This window comes from Nocardioides nematodiphilus, from assembly GCF_020216525.1.
Classification (GTDB): domain Bacteria; phylum Actinomycetota; class Actinomycetes; order Propionibacteriales; family Nocardioidaceae; genus Nocardioides; species Nocardioides nematodiphilus.
Map to the genome: position 1 here is coordinate 247,084 of NZ_JAIWOY010000005.1, position 19,002 is coordinate 266,085.

The window sequence follows — 19,002 nt, forward strand, 5'->3', positions numbered from 1 at the left end:
CACCGCACACCCCGGTCCTGCGTGAGGTCCGCGTGGCGCTCCGCTACGGGTTGGCCAGCTCCTCGGGACAGGGCGTGCCACGCGGGATCGTGTACGGCGCCCCGATCCGGTAGGTGCCGGCGGCCGGCGCGTGCAGCACGGTCCAGGTGTCGGTCGGCTGGCCGCTCACGGACGGCTCCTGCCTGTTGCTGAGGCAGCCGTTCACGTTGACCGGGAGCTGTCCCTCCTCGGTGCTGGTCGGCGCCGGCAGTGCGACACCCTGCGCGTCGACGATCGCCAGCCACGGCGAGGACGGCACCCGCAGCAGCACGGTCGCCTTGCTCGGTACCGTGACCACGACCTGGGTGGCGGTGAAGGACGCGATCGTGCCCGGGGCCTCGACCAGCGGTGTCGGCTGCTTGACGGCGAAGAGCTGCCAGTCGGCGTTGGCCCAGACCTCCTTGAGGAACGGCAGCCCGTCGCGGACCAGACCGGCCTCGGCGCGCCCGGCGCCGTCGATGTCGCCGGGCGGCAGGACGACGTACCGCACCGCCCAGCGGTCCAGCCAAGCGCGATAGGCCGCGGGGGTCAGGGGCGTGGAGGCGTCGTAGAAGAGGGGGTTGCGCTGGAGGTCCGCCTGCCGGTTCCAGCCGCGCGCGAGGTTGACGTACGGCGCCAGCGCGGAGGACTCCCGGTGCGAGCGCGACGGGACCACCTCCACCCGGCCGAGATGGGTGTCGCGGATCGCGAGCTGGTGCAGCAGCGCGTTGATGTCGTAGCGCCACGCGGCGTTGGGTCGCTCGTGCACGTAGTCGACCGCCGCAACGGTCGCCTGCCAGGTGAAACTGGTGATGAGCGCGAGCACGATGAGCAACCGACGCGGCAGCCGTGCCAGGAGGCCTCGACGCCTCGGGTTCTGGTCGGGCCCGGAGTCCAGTGCCGCCAACAGCGGCACCGGTGCGAAGATCAGCGCGAGCCGTACGACGTTGGTGCCGATCGGCGTCGGCACCAGCCAGGCGAACAGCACCGCGACGATGTAGATCAGGGCGGTCAGCCGCGCCACCCGCCACGCCGCGGGCGAGACCAGCCACACGCCGACAGCGAGGATGATCGGCAGGATCGCCGACGACCAGTGCATCGGTTGGACGCCGCCGAACGGGAACCAGATCGCGCTGTTGATCACCACCAGCACCGGCGGGATGCCGAGCACGTACGCCGCCGCCCGCCGCCGGCACAGCCACAGCGCGGCGGCGACCAGGCCCAGGTAGAAGCCGGCGACCGGGCTGCCGAAGGTGGCGAGGGTCGCCATCAGGATCGCGACGACGCCCTGCGCGATCCTGCGGCGGTGATCGGCCAGGCGCCACGAGGAGGGCCAGGCGACGACCGCGCCGAGTGCAGCGAGCGCGAACATCATGCCGAGCGCGAAGGTCACCCGACCCGAGATCGCGTTGCCGCCCACCGCGACCACCGCGGCCAGCGACGGCCACAGCGGCCGCTTGAGCGCCGGCAGCTGCACGAGGAGCAGCGAGGTGAGGGTGGCGAGCCCGATGCTCGAGACCACCAGCGTGGTCCGGACCCCGAGCCGCGCCATGATCGCCGGCGAGACGACGCTGTAGGAGACCGGGTGCATGCCGCCGTACCAACTGAAGTTGTAAGCGCTGCCCGGGTGCAGCCGGACGAACTCCGACCACGCGTCCTGGGCGGCGATGTCGCCGCCGGTCGTGGCCAGCGCGTAGCGCCAGACCAGCAGGGTCGCGGTGGAGACGACGAGCGTGATGAGGACCGTCCGGTGGCGGACGTCGTGCAGGAGCCGCTGGATCACGCGGGCCGTCGCAGGCTGCGGTAGACGCACACGTGCGCGATCAGCACCGACATCGCCGCCAGGAGCGCGCCGCCGGCCAGGTCGGGCAGGAAGTGCCAGCCGAAGTAGACCGTCGCGATCACGACGGGGACCAGGTAGAGCCCGGCGAGCCAGGTCAGCAGTCGCTTGCGCAGGTACGCCATCATCAGCACGACCGTGGTGGTGAAGCCGACATGCAGGCTGGCGAAGGCGGCCACGCCCACGAACGAGCCGGGCGCCTGCGGGTCGGCGAGCATCTGCGCACGGTCGGCGATGTTGCCCGCGACCATGTCGGTGACCGCCGTGTGCGGGAGCATCGCGAACTCCTGCGGCACCGAGAAGACCGGGCCCATCGTCGGGATCAGGTAGTAGGACGCCGTGCCGAGGATCCAGGTCCACATGCCGGCGATCACCATGACGTACGCCTTGCGGATGTCGTCGAGGAAGGCCAGGCAGCCGACCAGGGCGGCGGTGCACACGTAGGTGAAGATCGCGTAGAAGAACGACAGCGGGTGCGCCGCGTGATCGGTGCCGAGCAGGTGGTGCAGCACGGTCGCCGGGCTGTGGCCGAAGAAGAGGTCGCGGTCCAGCTGCAGCATCCGGTCGTCGTGGATCGGGCGGAAGACCAGCCACGACTTGAGGTTGCGGTAGCAGATGTAGACGAGGTGGTAGGCGAGCAGACCCGCACCGACGAGGGCCAGACGCGAGGGGGCCCATCGCGTCCGTACGACCGCGCGCATCGCGGCGGCGCCGCGGCCCGCGCGCCACCACCGGATGGCGACGTCGGCGATCGACAGGACGACGAAGATCCACACGGCGCCGAGCAGCTTGCGGGCGAACATCTTGCCGTGCGGGTCCCGGAACGGGACGTCGACCTGGTGGGAGCGGGCGACGGCGATCAGTCCGAAGACGACGACGGTGCCCACCATCAGCGCGAGCGCCGGCGCCAGGCGCGGACCGCTGCCGGCGTCGGTGATCGGCGGAGGAGACTCGACGCTGGTGGCACCCACGCAGGGAATCGTACGGGCCGCAGTCTGGCTGTTGCCTGGGGATATGCGGGTCAGGAGAGGCGGCCCGGCCGACACCGGAGCCGCGCACGGGCGGCCCCCACCGGTACTGGCGGGTAGCCGATGCCGCCGCGTTTGTTGCGCCCATTGCGCGGGCCGTGGTCGTTCTCGGGTGTCACCCGCAGGCGGCCGCGATCGGCCGAGAATTCCCGAAGTCAGGGGTTTTCAATCTGCGCCAGATTGGTAATGTCCTGTCTGCAACAGGTGCAAGTTCCAAGTGGTCTGACGCCCGCGGAGTTTGTGAGCCAACGGCGTTTCTGTTCTGTGGCAAGGGGTCATTCCAGGTGCCCACAGGTCGGAGCGACGTGTCACCGCACGTGTTGTGGGGCCGTCGAAATCGGCAGCCTCTCGCCCCGATCAGTAGGAGAACAGAGCAATGGCTCAGGGCACCGTCAAGTGGTTCAACGCCGAGAAGGGCTTCGGCTTCATCGCCCAGCAGGACGGCGGCGACGACGTCTTCGTGCACTACTCGGCCATCCAGTCCAACGGCTACAAGTCGCTCGACGAGAACCAGCAGGTCGAGTTCGACGTCACCCAGGGCCCGAAGGGCCCGCAGGCGGAGAACGTCCGCCCCCTCTGATTCCAGTCGCTGACTGATCAGAACCGTGCGAAGCCCCGGCCAGTGGCCGGGGCTTCGCTGCCATTTCGCACCGCGCCGTGTTCCCCGCCGGTCTCCTTGTGGTTTGGGCCTATCCTGGACGGGGTATGGGTGCGCGCGACAGCAGGGGGCAAGGACGCTGTCGGGCGGCGATGAGGAGGACCAGGTGCACGATCAGTTCGATATCTCGCTCGAGGACGCCGAGCTCCTCGGGGAGGTCGAGCTGACCACCAATCTCATCATCGCGGCGAGCGAGTCCGAGGAGCACCTCAGCCCGGACGAGATCGACACCATCCTCGGTGTCGACGGGCCGCCCCCGCCGGTGCCGCCGGCCGCCCGCACGGGCAACTAGACGCCCCGGCTAGCAGGTCGCGAAGAGCAGCGGCCCCGTCGACAGGTCCGAGAGCACCGGTGAGTCCGCCACGGGCTTGAGGTCCATCGTCACCACCGCTCCGCGCGCGGCGACCTCGCCGAGAGCGAACCGATCGGGGAAGGTGCCGCCCTGCCCGGGAGCGTCGCCGCTCGCCAGTCTCGCCCGCGTGGCGGCGTTCACCTTCGCCTGGTCGTGGTCCGCGAACGCCATGGCCACCCGCACGGCGTGAGCGGTCCGGGCCATCGCGAAGGCCAGCACCGGGTTGACCTTGCCGGCATCGGCGATGAGCTGCTCGCCCTGCGCCTGGTCGGTCGCATCCGCGTTGGCCATCGCCAGATGGCTGCAGGTGTAGTCGCCGTCGTACAGCTCGGCCGCGATCGGCGACCCGACCTGAGCGGCGACCTGCGCGATCGGCGCCGGCACATCGCCGTCCCCGCGGTGGGCCATCGCGTCGCGGAGGAAGCCCGCCGAGTCGCTGGTGACGACGAGATGTGCCGAGGCGTCGAGGGCGGCGAAGCCGAGGATCGGCACCGGACCCACGCCCGCGACGTCACCGCCGTCCCACACGCCCTGATCGGAGGACGGCGGAGCGAAGCCGGCGTCGCTCAGGTGCGCCCGGATCGCGTCGAACGACACCGAGTCGTCGAGCGTGATGAAGAGCGCGGCGCCGGTCGTCGACTGGGTCAGCAGCTCCGAGGACATCGTCGCGGGGGAGAAGCCGAACGCCTCGCGCAGGGTGTCCACCGAGGACGTGATCGAGGAGGCGGGGGTGAGGTCGGCGTCGTACCCCTTGTCGAGCAGCGCGTCATCGGCCTCCGTGCCCGTGCCGCTCACCCCGAGGGCCGTCCGCAGCGCCGCCCAGTCGGTCCACGAGTACCGGGCCGCGTCCTTGGGGGCGAGGTCCAACGCGCGCTCCAGCGAGCTGCGGTGCGCCCCGTGCCAGGCGCGCGCGCCGACGATCACGCCGACCGCGACGATCACCGCCAACGCGACCGCTGAGGCGATCAACCGCACTCGTGTCCGTTCCACTGCCCGTTCGCCCCGCACAGTGTGAAACCTAGGGCATCCGGCCCGACCCGGCTCCCCGCGCCGCCGCGCTCGGGACACCCACCGGACACCGCTCGCGACGGCGACCGCCCGAGCCGAATACCCTACCCACATGGCAGCACCGACCCGGGACGTCCAGGCCGCTGGTGCCGTTGTCCTCCGCCGCGTCGACGACGGTCCACGCGAGGTGCTGCTGGTGCATCGCCCCAAGTACGACGACTGGTCCTTCCCCAAGGGGAAGCTCGAGCGTGGCGAGCACCCCACCGTCGCCGCGGTGCGGGAGATCCAGGAGGAGACCGGCCTGCGGGTGCGGCTCGGGCGACCGCTCGGAGCCCAGCGCTACCGGGTCGGCCGCGGCTGGAAGCGGGTGCACTACTGGACCGCGCGCGTGCGCGACGGCGTCGACGACGACGTCAGCGGCTATCGGCGCCCCGGGGAGATCGACCAGGTCGCCTGGGTGCCGATCGCCGAGGCGACCCGGATCCTCACCTATCCGCACGACCGCGCCACGATGCGCGAGGCGCTCGCGACCCGCAAGAGGACGTATCCGCTGGTCATCCTGCGCCACGCCGAGTCGCGTGCCCGGGCGACCTGGCACGGCGACGACGAGGCGCGTCCGCTCCTCGCCGAGGGCAAGCGCCAGGCCAAGCGGCTCGCCGCCGTCCTGGACGCGTACGGCGTCGAGCGGATCGTCACCTCGACCAGCACCCGCTGTCGCCAGACGGTCGAGCCCTACGCGGCGGCCGCGGACGTGACCATCGAGCCGACCGTGCTGCTCAGCGAGGAGGGCTCCTCGAGCGAGAGGACCGCCGCCCTGATGCTCGGGCTCGCCCACGACCTGCCGGGCCGTGGGCCCCTGGTGGTGTGCAGCCACCGACCGGTGCTGCCCGGGATCTTCGCCGCGCTCGGGATCCGCAAGATGGCGCTGGAGAAGGGCGAGATGGCGGTCGCCCACATCCGCAAGGGGAAGGTCGTCGCTATAGAGCGCCACCTATCGCTCTGACAAGAGCGCCCGGTGCTAGTTCACTCACTATCCGCCTCCTCCACGCGATCTTGTCCCCGAGACGGCAGGTCACGTTCACGGCCCGTTCACCAAGGGCCCCGAAACAGGTCACTTGGCCTGCCTACGTTCATCGAGTCAACCTGCGTAGACCACAGGAGAAACTCTCGTGAAGACCACCCTTCGCCGCGCCATCGTTCCCGGTGCTGCCGCCCTCGCCCTCGCCGCCTCCCTCGCGGCCTGCGGTGACAGCAACACCAACACCGCCGGCGACAACGCTCCTGCCGACGGCGGGAGCGCGCTGAGCGGCAAGCTCGCCGGCGGCGGCTCCAGCGCCCAGGGCACCGCCCAGCAGGCCTGGATGGCCGCCTTCCAGGGCGACAACTCCGGCGTCTCCATCACCTACGACCCGGTCGGCTCCGGCACGGGTCGCACCAGCTTCGAGTCGGGCGCGTACTCCTTCGCCGGCTCCGACGCCTTCATCGCCAACCCGTCGGACGAGTACACCGCTGCTCAGAAGACCTGTGGCGGCGACCCGATCGAGGTCCCGAGCTACATCTCCCCGATCGCCGTCGTCTTCAACCTCAAGGGCGTCGACTCGCTCAAGCTCGACGCCAAGACGATCGCCGACATCTTCAACGGCACCGTCAAGAAGTGGAACGACCCGCAGATCGCCTCGCAGAACGACGGCGTCACGCTGCCGGACGAGGCCATCCACACCGTCCACCGCTCCGACGACTCGGGCACCACGCAGAACTTCACCGAGTACCTGTCGAAGGCCGGCGAGGGCGCCTGGAAGGACGAGCCGGCCCAGACCTGGCCGTCCACCGACGGTCTGTCGGGCAACGGCACCTCCGGTGTCATCACCTCCATCAAGGGCGGCGAGGGCACGATCGGCTACGCCGACGCCTCGCAGGCCGGTGGCCTGGGTGTCGTCTCGATCAAGGTCGGCTCGTCCTACAACGCGCCGTCCGCCGAGGGCGCCGCCGCCGTCGTCGCGAACTCCGACCTGGACGCGTCGGCCACCGACAGCCAGCTCATCTACGACGTCAACCGGACCGACACGGCCGACGGCGCCTACCCGCTCGTCCTGGTCTCGTACCTGCTGGCCTGCCCGACCTACGCCGACGCCTCCACCGCTGCGATGGTCAAGGGCTACCTGACCTACATCGTGTCGCAGGAGGGTCAGCAGGCCGGTGCCTCGGCCGCCGGCTCGGCCCCGCTGAGCAGCGACACCTCGGACAAGGCCACCGCGATCCTGGACAAGATCGCCGCCAAGTGAGCACAGGTTCGTCCCTCACGCCCCCGCCCGCCGTCTCGGCGCGGCGGGGGCGCCTGGCGCTGGGCGACAGGGTCTTCGCAGCGAGCGCCCGTGGCGCCGGTCTGCTGATCCTGCTCGCCCTCGCCGGCGTGTTCGTCTTCCTGCTGATCCAGGGCATCCCGGGCCTCAGCGTGGACCCGAAGGAGTACGGCCAGGGGTTCGAGACCTTCTGGCAGTACGTCGGTCCGCTGCTCTTCGGCACGATCTTCATCTCGCTGCTGGCGCTGATCGTCGCGGTGCCGTTCGCGCTCGCGGTGGCGCTGTTCATCAGCCACTACGCCCCGCGTAGGCTCGCGACCCCGGTCGCGTACGTGATCGACCTGCTCGCCGCCGTCCCGTCGGTCGTCTTCGGCCTCTGGGGCGGCCGGGCCCTGTCGCAGGCGCTCAAGCCGGTGATCAACTGGCTCGGCGACTACCTCAACTGGATCCCGCTCTTCAAGGGCCCCGCCTCGCCCAACGGGCAGACCGCGCTCACCGCGGCGCTCGTCCTGGGCGTGATGATCCTGCCGATCATCACCGCCATCAGCCGCGAGGTCTTCGCCCAGACGCCACGGCTCAACGAGGAGGCCGCCATCGGCCTGGGAGCCACCCGCTGGGAGGTCATCCGGCTGGCCGTCCTCCCGTACGCCAAGTCCGGCGTCATCGCCGGCATCATGCTCGGCCTGGGCCGCGCCCTCGGCGAGACGATGGCCGTGACGATGGTCTACTCGTCCTCGCCCAAGTACATGCTCAACATCATCGGCGACACCAGCCCGCAGACGATCGCGGCCAACATCGCCAACAACTACGCCGAGGCCTCGGCCGACAAGCAGCACGTGCTGATCGCTGCCGGTCTGGTGCTGTTCGCGTTCACCTTCGTGGTGAACTTCATCGCCCGCTGGGCGATCGGCCGTGGTGAGAGGAAGCTCGCTCGATGAACGCCGTCGCTGTGGCCCCCTCCACGCTCGCGCACCCGCGCCTGCCGCGTTGGGCACCCCTCGTGGTGGCCGTCGCCGCCCTCGCCGTCGGCGCCCTGCTCGGCCTGATCCTCGGCTGGGGACCGGTCGCGATCGTGCTCCTCTCGGGTCTGCTGTACGTCGTGGCGCTGCCCGCCTGGTCGCGTGTCCTCGAGGGCCGTCGCGCCGCGACCGACCGGTTGATGACCAACCTGGTCTGGGGCGCGTTCGCGGTGGTCTGCGTGCCGCTGCTGTGGCTGCTGTGGAACGTCGTGCAGAAGGGCGCCCCGCACGTCACCGTGCACTTCCTGACGACCTCGATGCGCGGCGTCTTCGGCTCGATGGAGGGCGGCATCCTGCACGCCATCCAGGGCACCGTGATCGTCACCCTCGCGGCGACGGTCATCGCGGTCCCGATCGGCCTGATGACCGCGATCTACCTGATCGAGTACGGACGAGGCAGCCGCCTGGCGAAGGTGATCACCTTCTTGGTGGACGTCATGACCGGCATCCCCTCGATCGTGGCGGGTCTGTTCGCGCTCTCCCTGCTGGTGCTGTTCTTCGGCCCCGCGTTCCGAGCCGGCATCGGAGGCGCCATCGCGCTGGCGCTGCTGATGACCCCGACCGTGGTCCGCTCCGCCGAGGAGATGCTGCGTCTGGTCCCGAGCGACCTGCGCGAGGCGTCGTTCGCGCTGGGCGTGCCGAAGTGGCGCACCATCCTCAAGGTCGTCATGCCGACCGCCATCGGCGGCATCGTCACCGGCGTCGTGCTGGCCATCTCGCGCGTCATCGGCGAGACCGCACCGCTGCTGGTGACGGCCGGCTACAACGACTCGATGAACGGCAACCTCTTCTCGGGGCGGATGACGACCCTGCCGGTCTACATCTTCAACCAGTACAAGACACCGGGTGCTGTGCCGCTCGGCGCCCATGCCGCCGACCCGCCGGGCTACGCCCGGGCGTGGGCCGCGGCGCTGGTCCTCATCGTGATCGTCATGATCCTCAACCTCATCGCCCGCATCATCGGGAAGATCTTCGCCCCCAAGACCGGGCGCTGACGGGAGTACGCAACACCATGGCAAAGAGCATCGACGTCCAGGACCTGGACATCTTCTACGGCGACTTCAAGGCCGTCGAGGGCGTCAGCATGACGATCAAGGCGAAGTCCGTCACCGCGTTCATCGGCCCCTCGGGCTGCGGCAAGTCGACCTTCCTGCGCTCCCTCAACCGGATGCACGAGGTGATCCCCGGCGCCCGTGTCGAGGGCAAGGTGATGGTCGACGGGATGTCGCTCTACGACCCCATCGTCGACCCGGTGGAGGTGCGTCGCCGGATCGGGATGGTCTTCCAGCGGCCGAACCCGTTCCCGACGATGTCGATCTACGAGAACGTCCTCGCCGGCAACCGCCTCAACAACAAGCGGATGCCGAAGTCGGAGGCCGACGACGTCGTGGAGAAGTCGCTGCGCGGCGCGAACCTCTGGAACGAGGTCAAGGACCGCCTCGGCAAGCCCGGCATGGGCCTGTCCGGCGGCCAGCAGCAGCGCCTGTGCATCGCCCGCGCGATCGCCGTCGAGCCCGAGGTGCTGCTGATGGACGAGCCCTGCTCGGCCCTGGACCCGATCTCGACGGCCGCTGTCGAGGACCTGATCCACGACCTCAAGTCGAGCTACACGATCGTGATCGTCACCCACAACATGCAGCAGGCCGCGCGTGTCTCCGACGACACGGGCTTCTTCAACCTCAAGGCCGCCGGCAAGCCCGGCCACCTGGTCGAGTTCAACCCGACCAAGCAGATGTTCACCAACCCGGACAGCCCGGACACGGAGGCGTACATCTCCGGTCGCTTCGGCTGAGCCGGCACCCCGTACGAACGACAGCGCCCCGCACGAGAGATCGTGCGGGGCGCTGTCGCGTTCGTACGGGGTGGTGCGGGCCTCAGAGGCCGAAGGGGAGGCGGAGCAGCTCGTAGACCAGCGCGGCGGCGAGGCCGGCGGCCGGGAAGGTCAGCACCCAGCCGGCGACGATGTTGCCGGCGACGCCCCAGCGGACCGCGTTGAAGCGCTGCGTGGCGCCCGCGCCCATGATCGCCGAGGTGATCGTGTGGGTGGTCGAGATGGGCGCGTGGAAGAGGTACGCGGTGCCGTACAGGACCGAGGCGCCGACGATCTCCGCGGAGAAGCCGCGGGCCGGGTCGAGCTGGATGATCTTGCGGCCCAGGGTGCGCATGACGCGCCAGCCGCCGGAGTAGGTGCCCAGCGAGATCGCCGAGGCCGCGGCGATGACGACCCACAGCGGCAGGTGGTCGCCGCGGTAGGTGGCGGGGTAGGCGACGGTGAGCGCCAGGAAGATGACGCCCATCGTCTTCTGCGCGTCCTGCAGGCCGTGGCCGAGCGCGAGCGCCGCAGCCGAGACGGTCTGCATCGCCCGGAAGCCGCGGTAGACCTTGTGCTGGTTGCGGCGGCGGAAGATCCACATGATCGACAGCATCACCAAGAAGGCGGCCGCGAAGCCGACCACCGGCGAGATCACCATCGGCAGCAGGACCTTGTCCACGATCGTCTGCCAGTGCACCGAGGCGTACGAGCCGCCGGCGGCGAGGGCCGCGCCGACCAGCGCGCCGATCAGGGCGTGCGAGGAGGACGAGGGCAGGCCGAACCACCAGGTGATGAGGTTCCAGGTGATGGCTCCGACCAGTGCGGAGAGCACGATCACCAGCGCATGCTTGGCGTCGGCCGCATCGAGCGAGAGCGTGTCGGCGACCGTGTGCGCGACCTCCTGGCCGAGCAGCGCGCCGACGAAGTTCATCACCGCGGCGAGGGTGAGGGCGACCTTCGGCGTCAGCGCCCGCGTCGAGACCGAGGTCGCGATCGCGTTGGCGGCGTCGTGGAAGCCGTTGGTGTAGTCGAAGGCGAGCGCGATCACGATGACCGCGATCAGGATCCCGAGAGTCACGATTCCTTGACGGCGATCTGCTCGACGATGTTGGCGACCCGCTCGAAGCCGTCGATCGCCTCTTCGAGGGACTCGACGATGTCCTTCAGCTTGAGGACCTCCATCGCCTTGAACTCTCCGGAGAAGAGCTTGGCGAGGATGCGGCGGTGGTTCTTGTCGCCCTGGTTCTCGAGACGGTTGATCTCGATCCAGTACTCCTCGAGATCGCGCAGCGTCTGCAGCTTCGGCATCGCGGCGGCGGTCAGCTCGGCACAGCGCTGGAGGACCTGGACCTGGTCGCTGAGCTCGGGCGGCAGCACCTTGACCTCGTACACGAGGATCTGGTCGACGACCTCGTCCATCGAGTCCATCACGTCGTCGAGGCCCGAGCCCAGCGCGTAGATGTCCTCGCGGTCGAACGGGGTGACGAACGTCGAGTTCACCAGGCGCACGATGGCGTGGGTGGTCTCGTCGGCGGCGTGCTCGGCCTCGCGCATGCGAGCGGCGACGGCGCTGTGGTCAGCCTCGTCGGCGAGCATCTCGGCGAGCAGTGCGGCCCCGGTCACGAGGTGCTGGGCCGATTCCGTGAAGAGGTCGTAGAACGCGGTCTCGACCGGACGGATGCGCAAACGCACGGCAACTCCTGGCGTGGGGTGAACGAACGGTGAACATGGTAGGGGAGAGAGCGAGCGACAGCGCGAACGGCGAGGCACCAGCCGCTCCGACACCGGCCGGGTCGACCGGACAGGCTCCGCACGCGGCTCGCTCGTCAGCCCTTCTTGCGCCGCGCGCGCTGGCGCGCGATCAGGGCCGCCTGCAGGTCCACCGTGCCGTCGTTGCGCGTCCACTCGCCGTCCGCGCCGAGGCTCCATGCCTTGGTGGTCGGGTCGAACGCCAGGTCGAGGATCCAGCCGATCTCGCCGACGAGCTCCGGCGTCGGCATCTCCACCAGCACCTCGACGCGGCGGTCGAGGTTGCGGTGCATCATGTCGGCCGACCCGATCCAGGCCCGCGCCTCGCCGCCGTTGTCGAACCAGAACACCCGGGAGTGCTCCAGGAACCGGCCGAGCACCGAGCGGGCCTCGATCGTCTCCGACAGCCCCGGCACGCCGGGGCGCAGCGAGCAGATCCCGCGGACGAGCAGCTGCACCGGCACACCGGCCTGCGAGGCCAGGTAGAGCGCGTCGATGACGGCCTCGTCGACCAGCGAGTTGGCCTTCAGCCGGATACGGGCCGGTCGCCCGGCGCGGTGGTGCGCGATCTCGGCATGGATCTGCTCGATCAGCCCCGATCGCACGGTCGCCGGCGCGACCAGCACCCGCTCGTACTCCGGCGCCGTGCCCCAGCCCGAGAGGTTGTTGAACAGGTGGGCGACGTCCTCGCCGATCGCCTCGTTGGTCGTGATCAGGCCGAGGTCCTCGTAGATGCGGGAGGTCTTCGGGTTGTAGTTGCCCGTGCCGATGTGGGTGTAGCGCCGGATGCCGCCGCCGTAGTCGCCCTCGTCGCGCACCACCATGGCGAGCTTGCAGTGGGTCTTGAGGCCGATCAGGCCGTACACGACGTGGCAGCCGGCCTGCTCGAGCTTGCGCGCCCAGCGGATGTTGGCCTGCTCGTCGAAGCGGGCCTTGATCTCGACGAGCACCAGGACCTGCTTGCCGGCCTCGGCCGCGTCGATCAGCGCATCGATGATCGGGGAGTCGCCCGAGGTCCGGTAGAGGGTCTGCTTGATCGCGAGCACCCGCGGGTCGGCGGCGGCCTGCTCGATGAAGCGCTGCACGGAGGTCGAGAAGCTGTCGTACGGGTGGTGCAGCAGGACGTCGCCGCGGCGCGCGGCCTTGAACACGTCGACCGGTGCCGCGGACTCGACCGGCGCGAGCTGGCGGTGCGTGGAGGGCACGAACGCGTCGTACTTGAGGTCCTCGCGGTTGATGTCGGCGATGCCGTGCAGGCCGCGCAGGTCCAACGGGCCGGGGAGGCGGAAGACCTCCTGGTCGCTGATCCCGAGCTCGGAGACCAGCAGCTCCAGCACCGAAGTGGAGATCGAGGACTCGACCTCGAGCCGGACCGGCGGGCCGAAGCGGCGGCGCAGCAGCTCCTTCTCCAGGGCGGCGAGAAGGTTCTCGGCGTCGTCCTCCTCGACCTCCAGGTCCTCGTTGCGGGTCACGCGGAAGGCGTGCACCTCGAGGATGGTCATCCCCGGGAAGAGCTTGGAGAGCCGCTCGCGCATCACGTCCTCGAGCGGTACGAAGCGGTTGTCGCCCAGCGGGATGAAACGGGAGAAGATCTGCGGCACCTTGACCCGGGCGAAGTGCTCCTTGCCGGTGTGGGGGTCGCGGAGCATGACCGCGAGGTTGAGGCTGAGGCCGGAGATGTAGGGGAACGGGTGCGCCGGGTCGACCGCCAGGGGAGTCAGGACCGGGAAGACGCGCTCCTTGAACATCTTCTTGCACTGCTTGACCTCGGCGTCGGACAGCTCGTCCCAGTGCACCAGGTGGATGCCCTCGGCGGCCAGCTGCGGCATCAGGATCTTGCCGAAGATGCGGGCGTGGCGCTCGGAGAGGTCGCGGGTGGTGCGCCAGATCAGCTCGAGCTGCTCACGCGGCATCAGCCCGGAGGCCGCCCGTACGGCGAGCCCGGCGGCGATCCGTCGCTTGAGGCCGGCGACGCGGACCATGAAGAACTCGTCCAGGTTGGAGGTGAAGATCGCCAGGAAGCGGACCCGCTCCAGCAGCGGCAGGCTCTCGTCCTCGGCCAGCTCGAGCACACGCTGGTTGAACTTCAGCCAGGACACCTCCCGGTCGAGGAACCGGTCGTCGTACTTCTCGACCTCGGCGAGCGCCTCGTGATCGGGCACGTAGACCGGGTCGAGGTCGTACTCCTTGTCCGCGATGGCCTCGAGCGTGGTCGTGTCGGGGCTCCGGTCGGCGCTCTCGATGGTCATGGCGCAAGTGTGGCACCTACCACGGGGTAAGTTCTGGGCCGTGAACCGTGATTCGCTGCGCTTCCGCGTCGAGAAGCTCGCCTTCGAGAAGCTGATGAACCTGCGGCCCTCGTGGCAGCGCCGCCTCGCCGGCCGGCCGATCGTGCGCGACGGCCAGACGCTCGCCACCGAGACCCAGCTGATGCTGCGGCTCAATGAGCTCGCGCGCCTCGGCGACCCCTCGACCCTACCGCTCGACGAGGGCCGCGCGGCGCTGCTGCGCCAGGCGCTCATCGGGGGCGGCCAGCAGAAGCGCGGCTCCGCGCGCTCCCTGACGGTCGCGGGTCGCCCGGCCCGGCTCTACATCCCCAACGGCGCAGCCGCGATCGGCCCGCTGCTGGTCTTCTTCCACGGCGGCGGGTTCGTGTACGGCGATCTGCGGTCGCACGAGGCGTCGTGCCGCTACGTGGCCGACCGGGCCGGCGTACGGGTGCTGTCGGTCGACTACCGGCTCGCGCCCGAGGAGCCGTTCCCGGCGGCCTACGACGACGCGGTCGCGGCCTTCGACTGGGTGCACGAGCACGCCGAGGAGATCGGCGCGGACACGTCGCGGATCGGCGTCGCGGGTGACTCCGCCGGCGGCAACCTGGCCGCGGGCGTCGCGCTGGTCGCCCGCGAGAAGTGCGCCTTCCAGCTCCTGATCTACCCCGTCGTCGACATGGACGCGCGCACGGAGTCGCGCACGATGTTCAACGAGGGCTTCTACCTGACCCAGAGCTTCCTGGACGTCGCGGAGAGCTCGTACATCCGCACGGGCACCGACAAGCGCGACCCGCGGCTCTCACCGCTCTACGCGGAGGTCCCCGCCGGGGTCGCGCCCGCCTACGTCGTGACCGCGGGGTTCGACCCGCTGCGCGACGAGGGCGAGGCGTACGCCCGCAAGCTCGAGGACGCCGGCGTGAAGGTGGAGCTGCGCCGCTTCCCCGACCAGATCCACGGGTTCTTCAACGTGATCGGCGCCGGCCGTACGTCCAAGGCGGCCGTCGACGTGATCGCCGACGCGCTCAAGGCCGGTCTGTAGTTCAGACGCCGATCTCGGGGCGCCAGCGCGTCAGCTCGCGGGTGAACGCCTCGGCGTCGACCATCTTGGCGTCGATCGAGACCGCCTGGCCGCCGGCCTCGAGGTCGACCTTCCAGCGGCGGCTGCTCGGCTTGGCGTGCATCGTGACCGTGGTGGCGGTGTCGTAGAGGTCGAACCGGTACGTCCGGCTGCCCTTGCGCACGTCGAGGACGCCCTGGTCGCTGACCGTGACCTCGCCGGCGGTGAGCAGGCCGAGCTTCGACTCCGGGGTGAAGCTGCGGATGTCCTGGTCGGCGTCGGTCGCGGCCGGGATCTCGGCACGCCCGCCGGCGGTCGCCGACGGGTCGGCACCGGCCGGGAGCCTCCCGCCCGCGGCGTCCATCGCGCGGAGCACGTCGGGGGTGAGCTTGGGGATCTGGCCCGTCTGGGCGAGCTCCGCCGCCAGTGCCCACGCGCTCTTGGTCTGTGCGCGCTGGTCGGGCGCGGAGACCTCCTGCGCGGCGGCCGCGGGCGCCGGGGTGCCGACAGCGGGTGCGGCGGCGATCGCCAACTCGAGCGCGGCCAAGCTCCGCTTGGACCCCTTCTCCTTGATCGTCGTCACGACCTTGTCGCGCAGGTCGGCCAGCTCGCGGCCGAGCTCCGCGGCGCGACGCTCGGCGACGAGTCGCTCCTGCAGGGCGGCCTCGACCAGCTCGGTGTGGTGGCGGATCGAGGACTCGATGGCCTGGCGGTCGATGACCAGCTGGTCGACCTTCGACTCGGCCTCGGCACGCAGCCGGGCCGACTCGGCCGCGGTCTCCTCGGCGGCGATCCGAGCGGCGTTGGCCTCCTCGACCCGCGCCCGGGACTCCTCGGCGGCGGTTGCCAGCGCGGCGAGCAGCTCGGTGGTGCGGGCCTCGGCGGCGGCCCGCTCGCTGGCCGACGTCTGGGCGTGCGCGTGGGCGGCGCCGGCAGCGTCCTCGGCCTCGCGACGGGCGATGGCGGCGGCCTCGGCGGCCCTCTCGGCGGCCGTACGGGCCTCGTGGGCTCCGGTCGCGAGGCCGGCGTGCTCGGCGGCCCTGGCATGGGCGGCCTCCGCCTCGGCGGCCCGCTCGGCGGCGCGGTCGTGCGCGGCCTGGGCCTCCGCTGCGGCAGACTCCGCACGCGTGATCGCCGCCAGCTCGGCCGCAGCGGCCTGGCCGGCGACGAGGGCCTGCTGGTGGGTGACGTTCTCGGCCTCGGTGCGACGGGCCTGTGCCTCCTCGGCGGCCTGCTCTGCGGCCAGTCGGGCGGTGTGCGCATCAGCGGCCAGTCGAGCGGCCTCGGCGGCCGCGGTCTCTGCCTCCGTACGGGCCAGGTGGGCGGCGTCGGCGCGCTCGGCGTGCTCGTGGGCGGTCAGATCGGCGGCCCGACGCGCGGTGTGCGCCTTCTCCGCCTCGTGCTCCGCGGCGGCGCGCAGGTCGTGGGCCGTGGCCGCGGCGCGTGCGTGCTCCTCGGCCGCCTCCTCGGCGGCCCGGCGGTGCTCGTGGGCCTCGACGGCGGCGGCCTCCGCGGCAGCGCGCTCGGCGTGCGCGGCCTCGACGGCGACGCGACCCTGCTCCTCCGACGCGACCCGCTCGGCCTGGGCCGCCTCGATCGCGGCGCGGCCCTCCTCCTCGACGGTGAGCCGGGCCGCGTGCGCGGCCTCGACCTCGTCGGCCTTGGCCTGCGCGGCGTGCTCGGCGGCCGTACGGGCGTCGTGGGCCTCCGCGGCGAGCCGGGCGTGCTCGGCGGCGGTCTGGTGGGCCTCGGCGGCGCTGCGGGCGTGCTCGGCGGCAGCCTCGTCGGCCGCCTGGCGCGCCTCGTGGGTGGCGATGGCGGTCGCCTCGGCGGCGGTCTGCCGGTCGTGGGCCTCGGCCGCGATCCGGGCGTGCTCGGCGGCGGCGTGCTCGGCGGCGGCCCGCGCGTCGTGGGCCTCGACGGCGGCCTGCTCGGCGGCGACCCGGTCGGCGTGGGCCTGCGTGGCCTCGTCGGCCTTGGCCTGGGCCGCCTCCTCGGCGCGTCGGCGGGCCTCATGGGTCTCGGTGACGCGCAGCGCAGCGACGCCGGCCGCGCGCTCGGCCTCGGCGCGGGCCTCGGCGTGCTCGGCGGCCTTGGCATCGGCGGCCTGTCGAGCAGCGGCGGCGATGGTGGCGGCCTGCTCGGCCTCCTGGCGTGCGGTGTGCGCCTGGCGTGCCTGGTCGGCCATCGAGGCCGAGACCCGCTCGGAGAACTCGCGGGCGCCGTGCGCAGCGGTCGCCTCGGCCGCCTTCGCCTCGGCGGCCTGCTCCGCGCTCGTACGGGCCTCGTGGGCCTCGGCGGCGAGCCGGGCATGCTCGGCGGCAGCCTGCTCGGCGATCTGACGGGCCTCGTGCGCGGCCGCGGCCTCCGAGGCGCGCAGCCGGGCGCTCTCCTCGGCCCGGGACCGGGCGTCGGCGATGTCGGCGGCCTGCTGCACCGCGTCGCGGTGGCGGCGCAGTGCCTCCTCGGCGAGCTTGGCCTGCTCGGCCGCGGCCTGCTCGGCCCGGACGCGCGCCTTGGCGTTGGCCTCGCCGGCCTCCTCGGCCGCGCGGCGCGACCTCTCCGCCTCGACGGCGGCCTCCTCGGCGGCCACGCGCGCCTGGTGGGCCGCGCTCGCCATCGACGCGTGGTCCGCCGCGATCCGGTCGGCCTCCGCACGGGCGCGCGCGTGCTCGGCGCCGGCCTCCTCCGCGACGATCCGCTCGGCGGCCTGCTCGGCGGCGGCCTCCTCGGCCGACTTGCGCAGGCGGGCGTGACGCTCGGCCGCGGCGGCGTACTCGGCCGCGCGCTCGGCGAGCTGCTCAGCGGTCTCGATGGCGCCGGGGGCCGTACCGGGTGCGCCGTCGCCGCCGGCACGGCGGAACCACTTGCGGTCGGAGGAGTTCGCGTTGTCCATTTGCGCACCAGCCTATCGGCGTTCGCCGGACGTCATACGCACTCTGCGGCCGTTGGTCACGCCTCGCGACGTCCGGTCAGTAGACGATCGCCTGTACGCCTTCTGTGAGGATCTCCTCGGCGAAGACCGCCGCACCCTTGATGACGATGCCCGGGATGACGTCAGCCTCGGTGATACCGCGGCGGGCGGCGCACTGGCTGCACACCGTGACGGCGCCGTCGGCGAGCACGAGCCCGAGCAGATCGACCAGCGGCGTGGCCAACGGGAGGCTGAACTGCTGAGCGCGCCCGGGCACCCCGAACCAGGCGGCCTCGCCGGTCAGCCACAGGCTCACCTCGGCCCCGGCAGCGACGGCCGCGGCCGCCACGGTGAACGCCTGGTTGCACCGCTCGGCGTCCTCGGTCCCGGCGGTGACCTTCACGACGAGCTTCCTTCGCATGGGGCCACCCTATGCGCGCGCGCTTAGACTGCGGCCCGTGCCTTTCCATCTGCCTGAGAACCTGCATCCCGACTGCGCCCCGATCGCCTGGCTGCTCGGCACCTGGCACGGCAACGGCCACGGTGACTACCCGACCATCGACGCGTTCGAGTACGAGCAGGAGCTGGTCTTCCAGCAGGACGGCCGCCCGTTCTTCGCCTACTCCGCGCACAGCTGGGTGATCGACCCGGAGACCAAGGAGCGGATCCGCCCTGCGGCGATGGAGACCGGCTTCATCCGCTCGAAGCTGATCGAGCCGGGCAAGGCCAAGCTCGAGATGACGCTGGCGCACAACATCGGGTACGCGGAGGTCTGGTTCGGCGAGGCCGCCGACGGCCGGGTCGAGTTCGCCACCCGAGGCGTCGGCCACACCGAGACCGCCAAGGACATGACCGCCGGTCATCGCCTGTACGGCAACGTGGAGGGCCAGCTGCTCTACGCCTACGACATGAAGGCGATGGGCCAGGAGCTCCAGCCCCACCTCTGGGCGCAGCTCAACCGCGTTGAGGGCTGAGC

The 19,002-nt window shown here is 71.2% G+C and carries 17 protein-coding genes; 9 read left to right on the forward strand and 8 right to left on the reverse strand.

What is annotated here, in order from left to right:
• Positions 1–43 precede the first annotated feature (43 nt).
• Together KSO98_RS11100 and KSO98_RS18910 are read right to left on the reverse strand one after the other, a co-directional pair.
• Complete coding sequence (locus KSO98_RS11100) at positions 44–1,801, reverse strand: DUF8823 domain-containing protein (protein WP_225285627.1); 1,758 nt, start codon at positions 1,799–1,801, stop codon at positions 44–46.
• A complete protein-coding gene (locus KSO98_RS18910; RefSeq protein WP_225285628.1) occupies positions 1,798–2,829 on the reverse strand; it encodes a phosphatase PAP2 family protein in 1,032 nt (343 codons plus the stop codon). Before KSO98_RS18910 ends, KSO98_RS11100 begins: the two co-directional genes overlap by 4 nt.
• A gap of 433 nt (positions 2,830–3,262) precedes the next feature.
• Here KSO98_RS18910 and KSO98_RS11110 point away from each other — a divergent pair, with 433 nt between their 5' ends.
• Complete coding sequence (locus tag KSO98_RS11110; RefSeq protein WP_225285629.1) at positions 3,263–3,466, forward strand: cold-shock protein; 204 nt, start codon at positions 3,263–3,265, stop codon at positions 3,464–3,466.
• 184 nt (positions 3,467–3,650) lie between these two features.
• Positions 3,651–3,836, forward strand: coding sequence for a hypothetical protein (locus KSO98_RS11115; RefSeq protein ID WP_225285630.1), 186 nt, complete (start codon positions 3,651–3,653; stop codon positions 3,834–3,836).
• A 9-nt stretch (positions 3,837–3,845) separates the two neighbouring features.
• Here KSO98_RS11115 and KSO98_RS11120 read toward each other — a convergent pair whose 3' ends face one another.
• Positions 3,846–4,865 (reverse strand): hypothetical protein, encoded by a 1,020-nt coding sequence (locus KSO98_RS11120; RefSeq protein WP_225285631.1) that lies wholly within the window; start codon positions 4,863–4,865, stop codon positions 3,846–3,848.
• Positions 4,866–5,016: 151 nt separating this feature from the next.
• Here KSO98_RS11120 and KSO98_RS11125 point away from each other — a divergent pair, with 151 nt between their 5' ends.
• The 5 genes from KSO98_RS11125 to pstB all read left to right on the forward strand — a co-directional run bounded on the left by KSO98_RS11125 (position 5,017) and on the right by pstB (position 10,015).
• On the forward strand, positions 5,017–5,907 hold the full coding sequence (locus KSO98_RS11125) for an NUDIX hydrolase (RefSeq protein ID WP_225285632.1): 891 nt from the start codon (positions 5,017–5,019) through the stop codon (positions 5,905–5,907).
• A gap of 166 nt (positions 5,908–6,073) precedes the next feature.
• The gene (locus tag KSO98_RS11130) at positions 6,074–7,186 is read left to right on the forward strand and encodes a phosphate ABC transporter substrate-binding protein PstS (RefSeq protein ID WP_225285633.1); all 1,113 of its coding nucleotides are present in this window, start codon (positions 6,074–6,076) and stop codon (positions 7,184–7,186) included.
• On the forward strand, positions 7,183–8,142 hold the full coding sequence (gene pstC / locus KSO98_RS11135; protein ID WP_225285634.1) for a phosphate ABC transporter permease subunit PstC: 960 nt from the start codon (positions 7,183–7,185) through the stop codon (positions 8,140–8,142). Before KSO98_RS11130 ends, pstC begins: the two co-directional genes overlap by 4 nt.
• A complete protein-coding gene (gene pstA / locus KSO98_RS11140) occupies positions 8,139–9,218 on the forward strand; it encodes a phosphate ABC transporter permease PstA (RefSeq protein WP_225285635.1) in 1,080 nt (359 codons plus the stop codon). Before pstC ends, pstA begins: the two co-directional genes overlap by 4 nt.
• Positions 9,219–9,235: 17 nt before the next feature.
• Positions 9,236–10,015, forward strand: coding sequence for a phosphate ABC transporter ATP-binding protein PstB (pstB, locus tag KSO98_RS11145; protein WP_225285636.1), 780 nt, complete (start codon positions 9,236–9,238; stop codon positions 10,013–10,015).
• Between the two features lie 82 nt (positions 10,016–10,097).
• On the opposite strand, the gene KSO98_RS11150 is transcribed toward pstB, so the two are convergent.
• From KSO98_RS11150 to KSO98_RS11160, 3 genes are all read right to left on the reverse strand, one after another.
• Positions 10,098–11,114, reverse strand: coding sequence for an inorganic phosphate transporter (locus KSO98_RS11150; protein WP_225285637.1), 1,017 nt, complete (start codon positions 11,112–11,114; stop codon positions 10,098–10,100).
• Complete coding sequence (locus KSO98_RS11155; RefSeq protein WP_225285638.1) at positions 11,111–11,728, reverse strand: DUF47 domain-containing protein; 618 nt, start codon at positions 11,726–11,728, stop codon at positions 11,111–11,113. The genes KSO98_RS11150 and KSO98_RS11155 overlap by 4 nt, the downstream gene beginning before the upstream one ends.
• A gap of 134 nt (positions 11,729–11,862) precedes the next feature.
• Entirely contained in the window at positions 11,863–14,034 is a 2,172-nt protein-coding gene (locus tag KSO98_RS11160) for an RNA degradosome polyphosphate kinase (protein ID WP_225285639.1), read from the reverse strand.
• 40 nt (positions 14,035–14,074) lie between these two features.
• On the opposite strand from KSO98_RS11160, the gene KSO98_RS11165 reads away from it, so the two are divergent.
• On the forward strand, positions 14,075–15,094 hold the full coding sequence (locus tag KSO98_RS11165; RefSeq protein WP_225285640.1) for an alpha/beta hydrolase: 1,020 nt from the start codon (positions 14,075–14,077) through the stop codon (positions 15,092–15,094).
• Between the two features lies 1 nt (position 15,095).
• Here the strand turns inward: KSO98_RS11165 and KSO98_RS11170 are convergent, their stop codons facing one another.
• On the reverse strand, positions 15,096–18,008 hold the full coding sequence (locus KSO98_RS11170; protein WP_225285641.1) for a hypothetical protein: 2,913 nt from the start codon (positions 18,006–18,008) through the stop codon (positions 15,096–15,098).
• Positions 18,009–18,084: 76 nt separating this feature from the next.
• Positions 18,085–18,447 carry a DsrE family protein gene (locus tag KSO98_RS11175; protein WP_225285642.1) on the reverse strand — a complete coding sequence of 121 codons (363 nt, stop codon included), beginning with the start codon at positions 18,445–18,447 and terminating at the stop codon, positions 18,085–18,087.
• Between the two features lie 37 nt (positions 18,448–18,484).
• Here KSO98_RS11175 and KSO98_RS11180 point away from each other — a divergent pair, with 37 nt between their 5' ends.
• On the forward strand, positions 18,485–19,000 hold the full coding sequence (locus KSO98_RS11180) for a heme-binding beta-barrel domain-containing protein (protein ID WP_225285643.1): 516 nt from the start codon (positions 18,485–18,487) through the stop codon (positions 18,998–19,000).
• Positions 19,001–19,002: the final 2 nt, after the last annotated feature.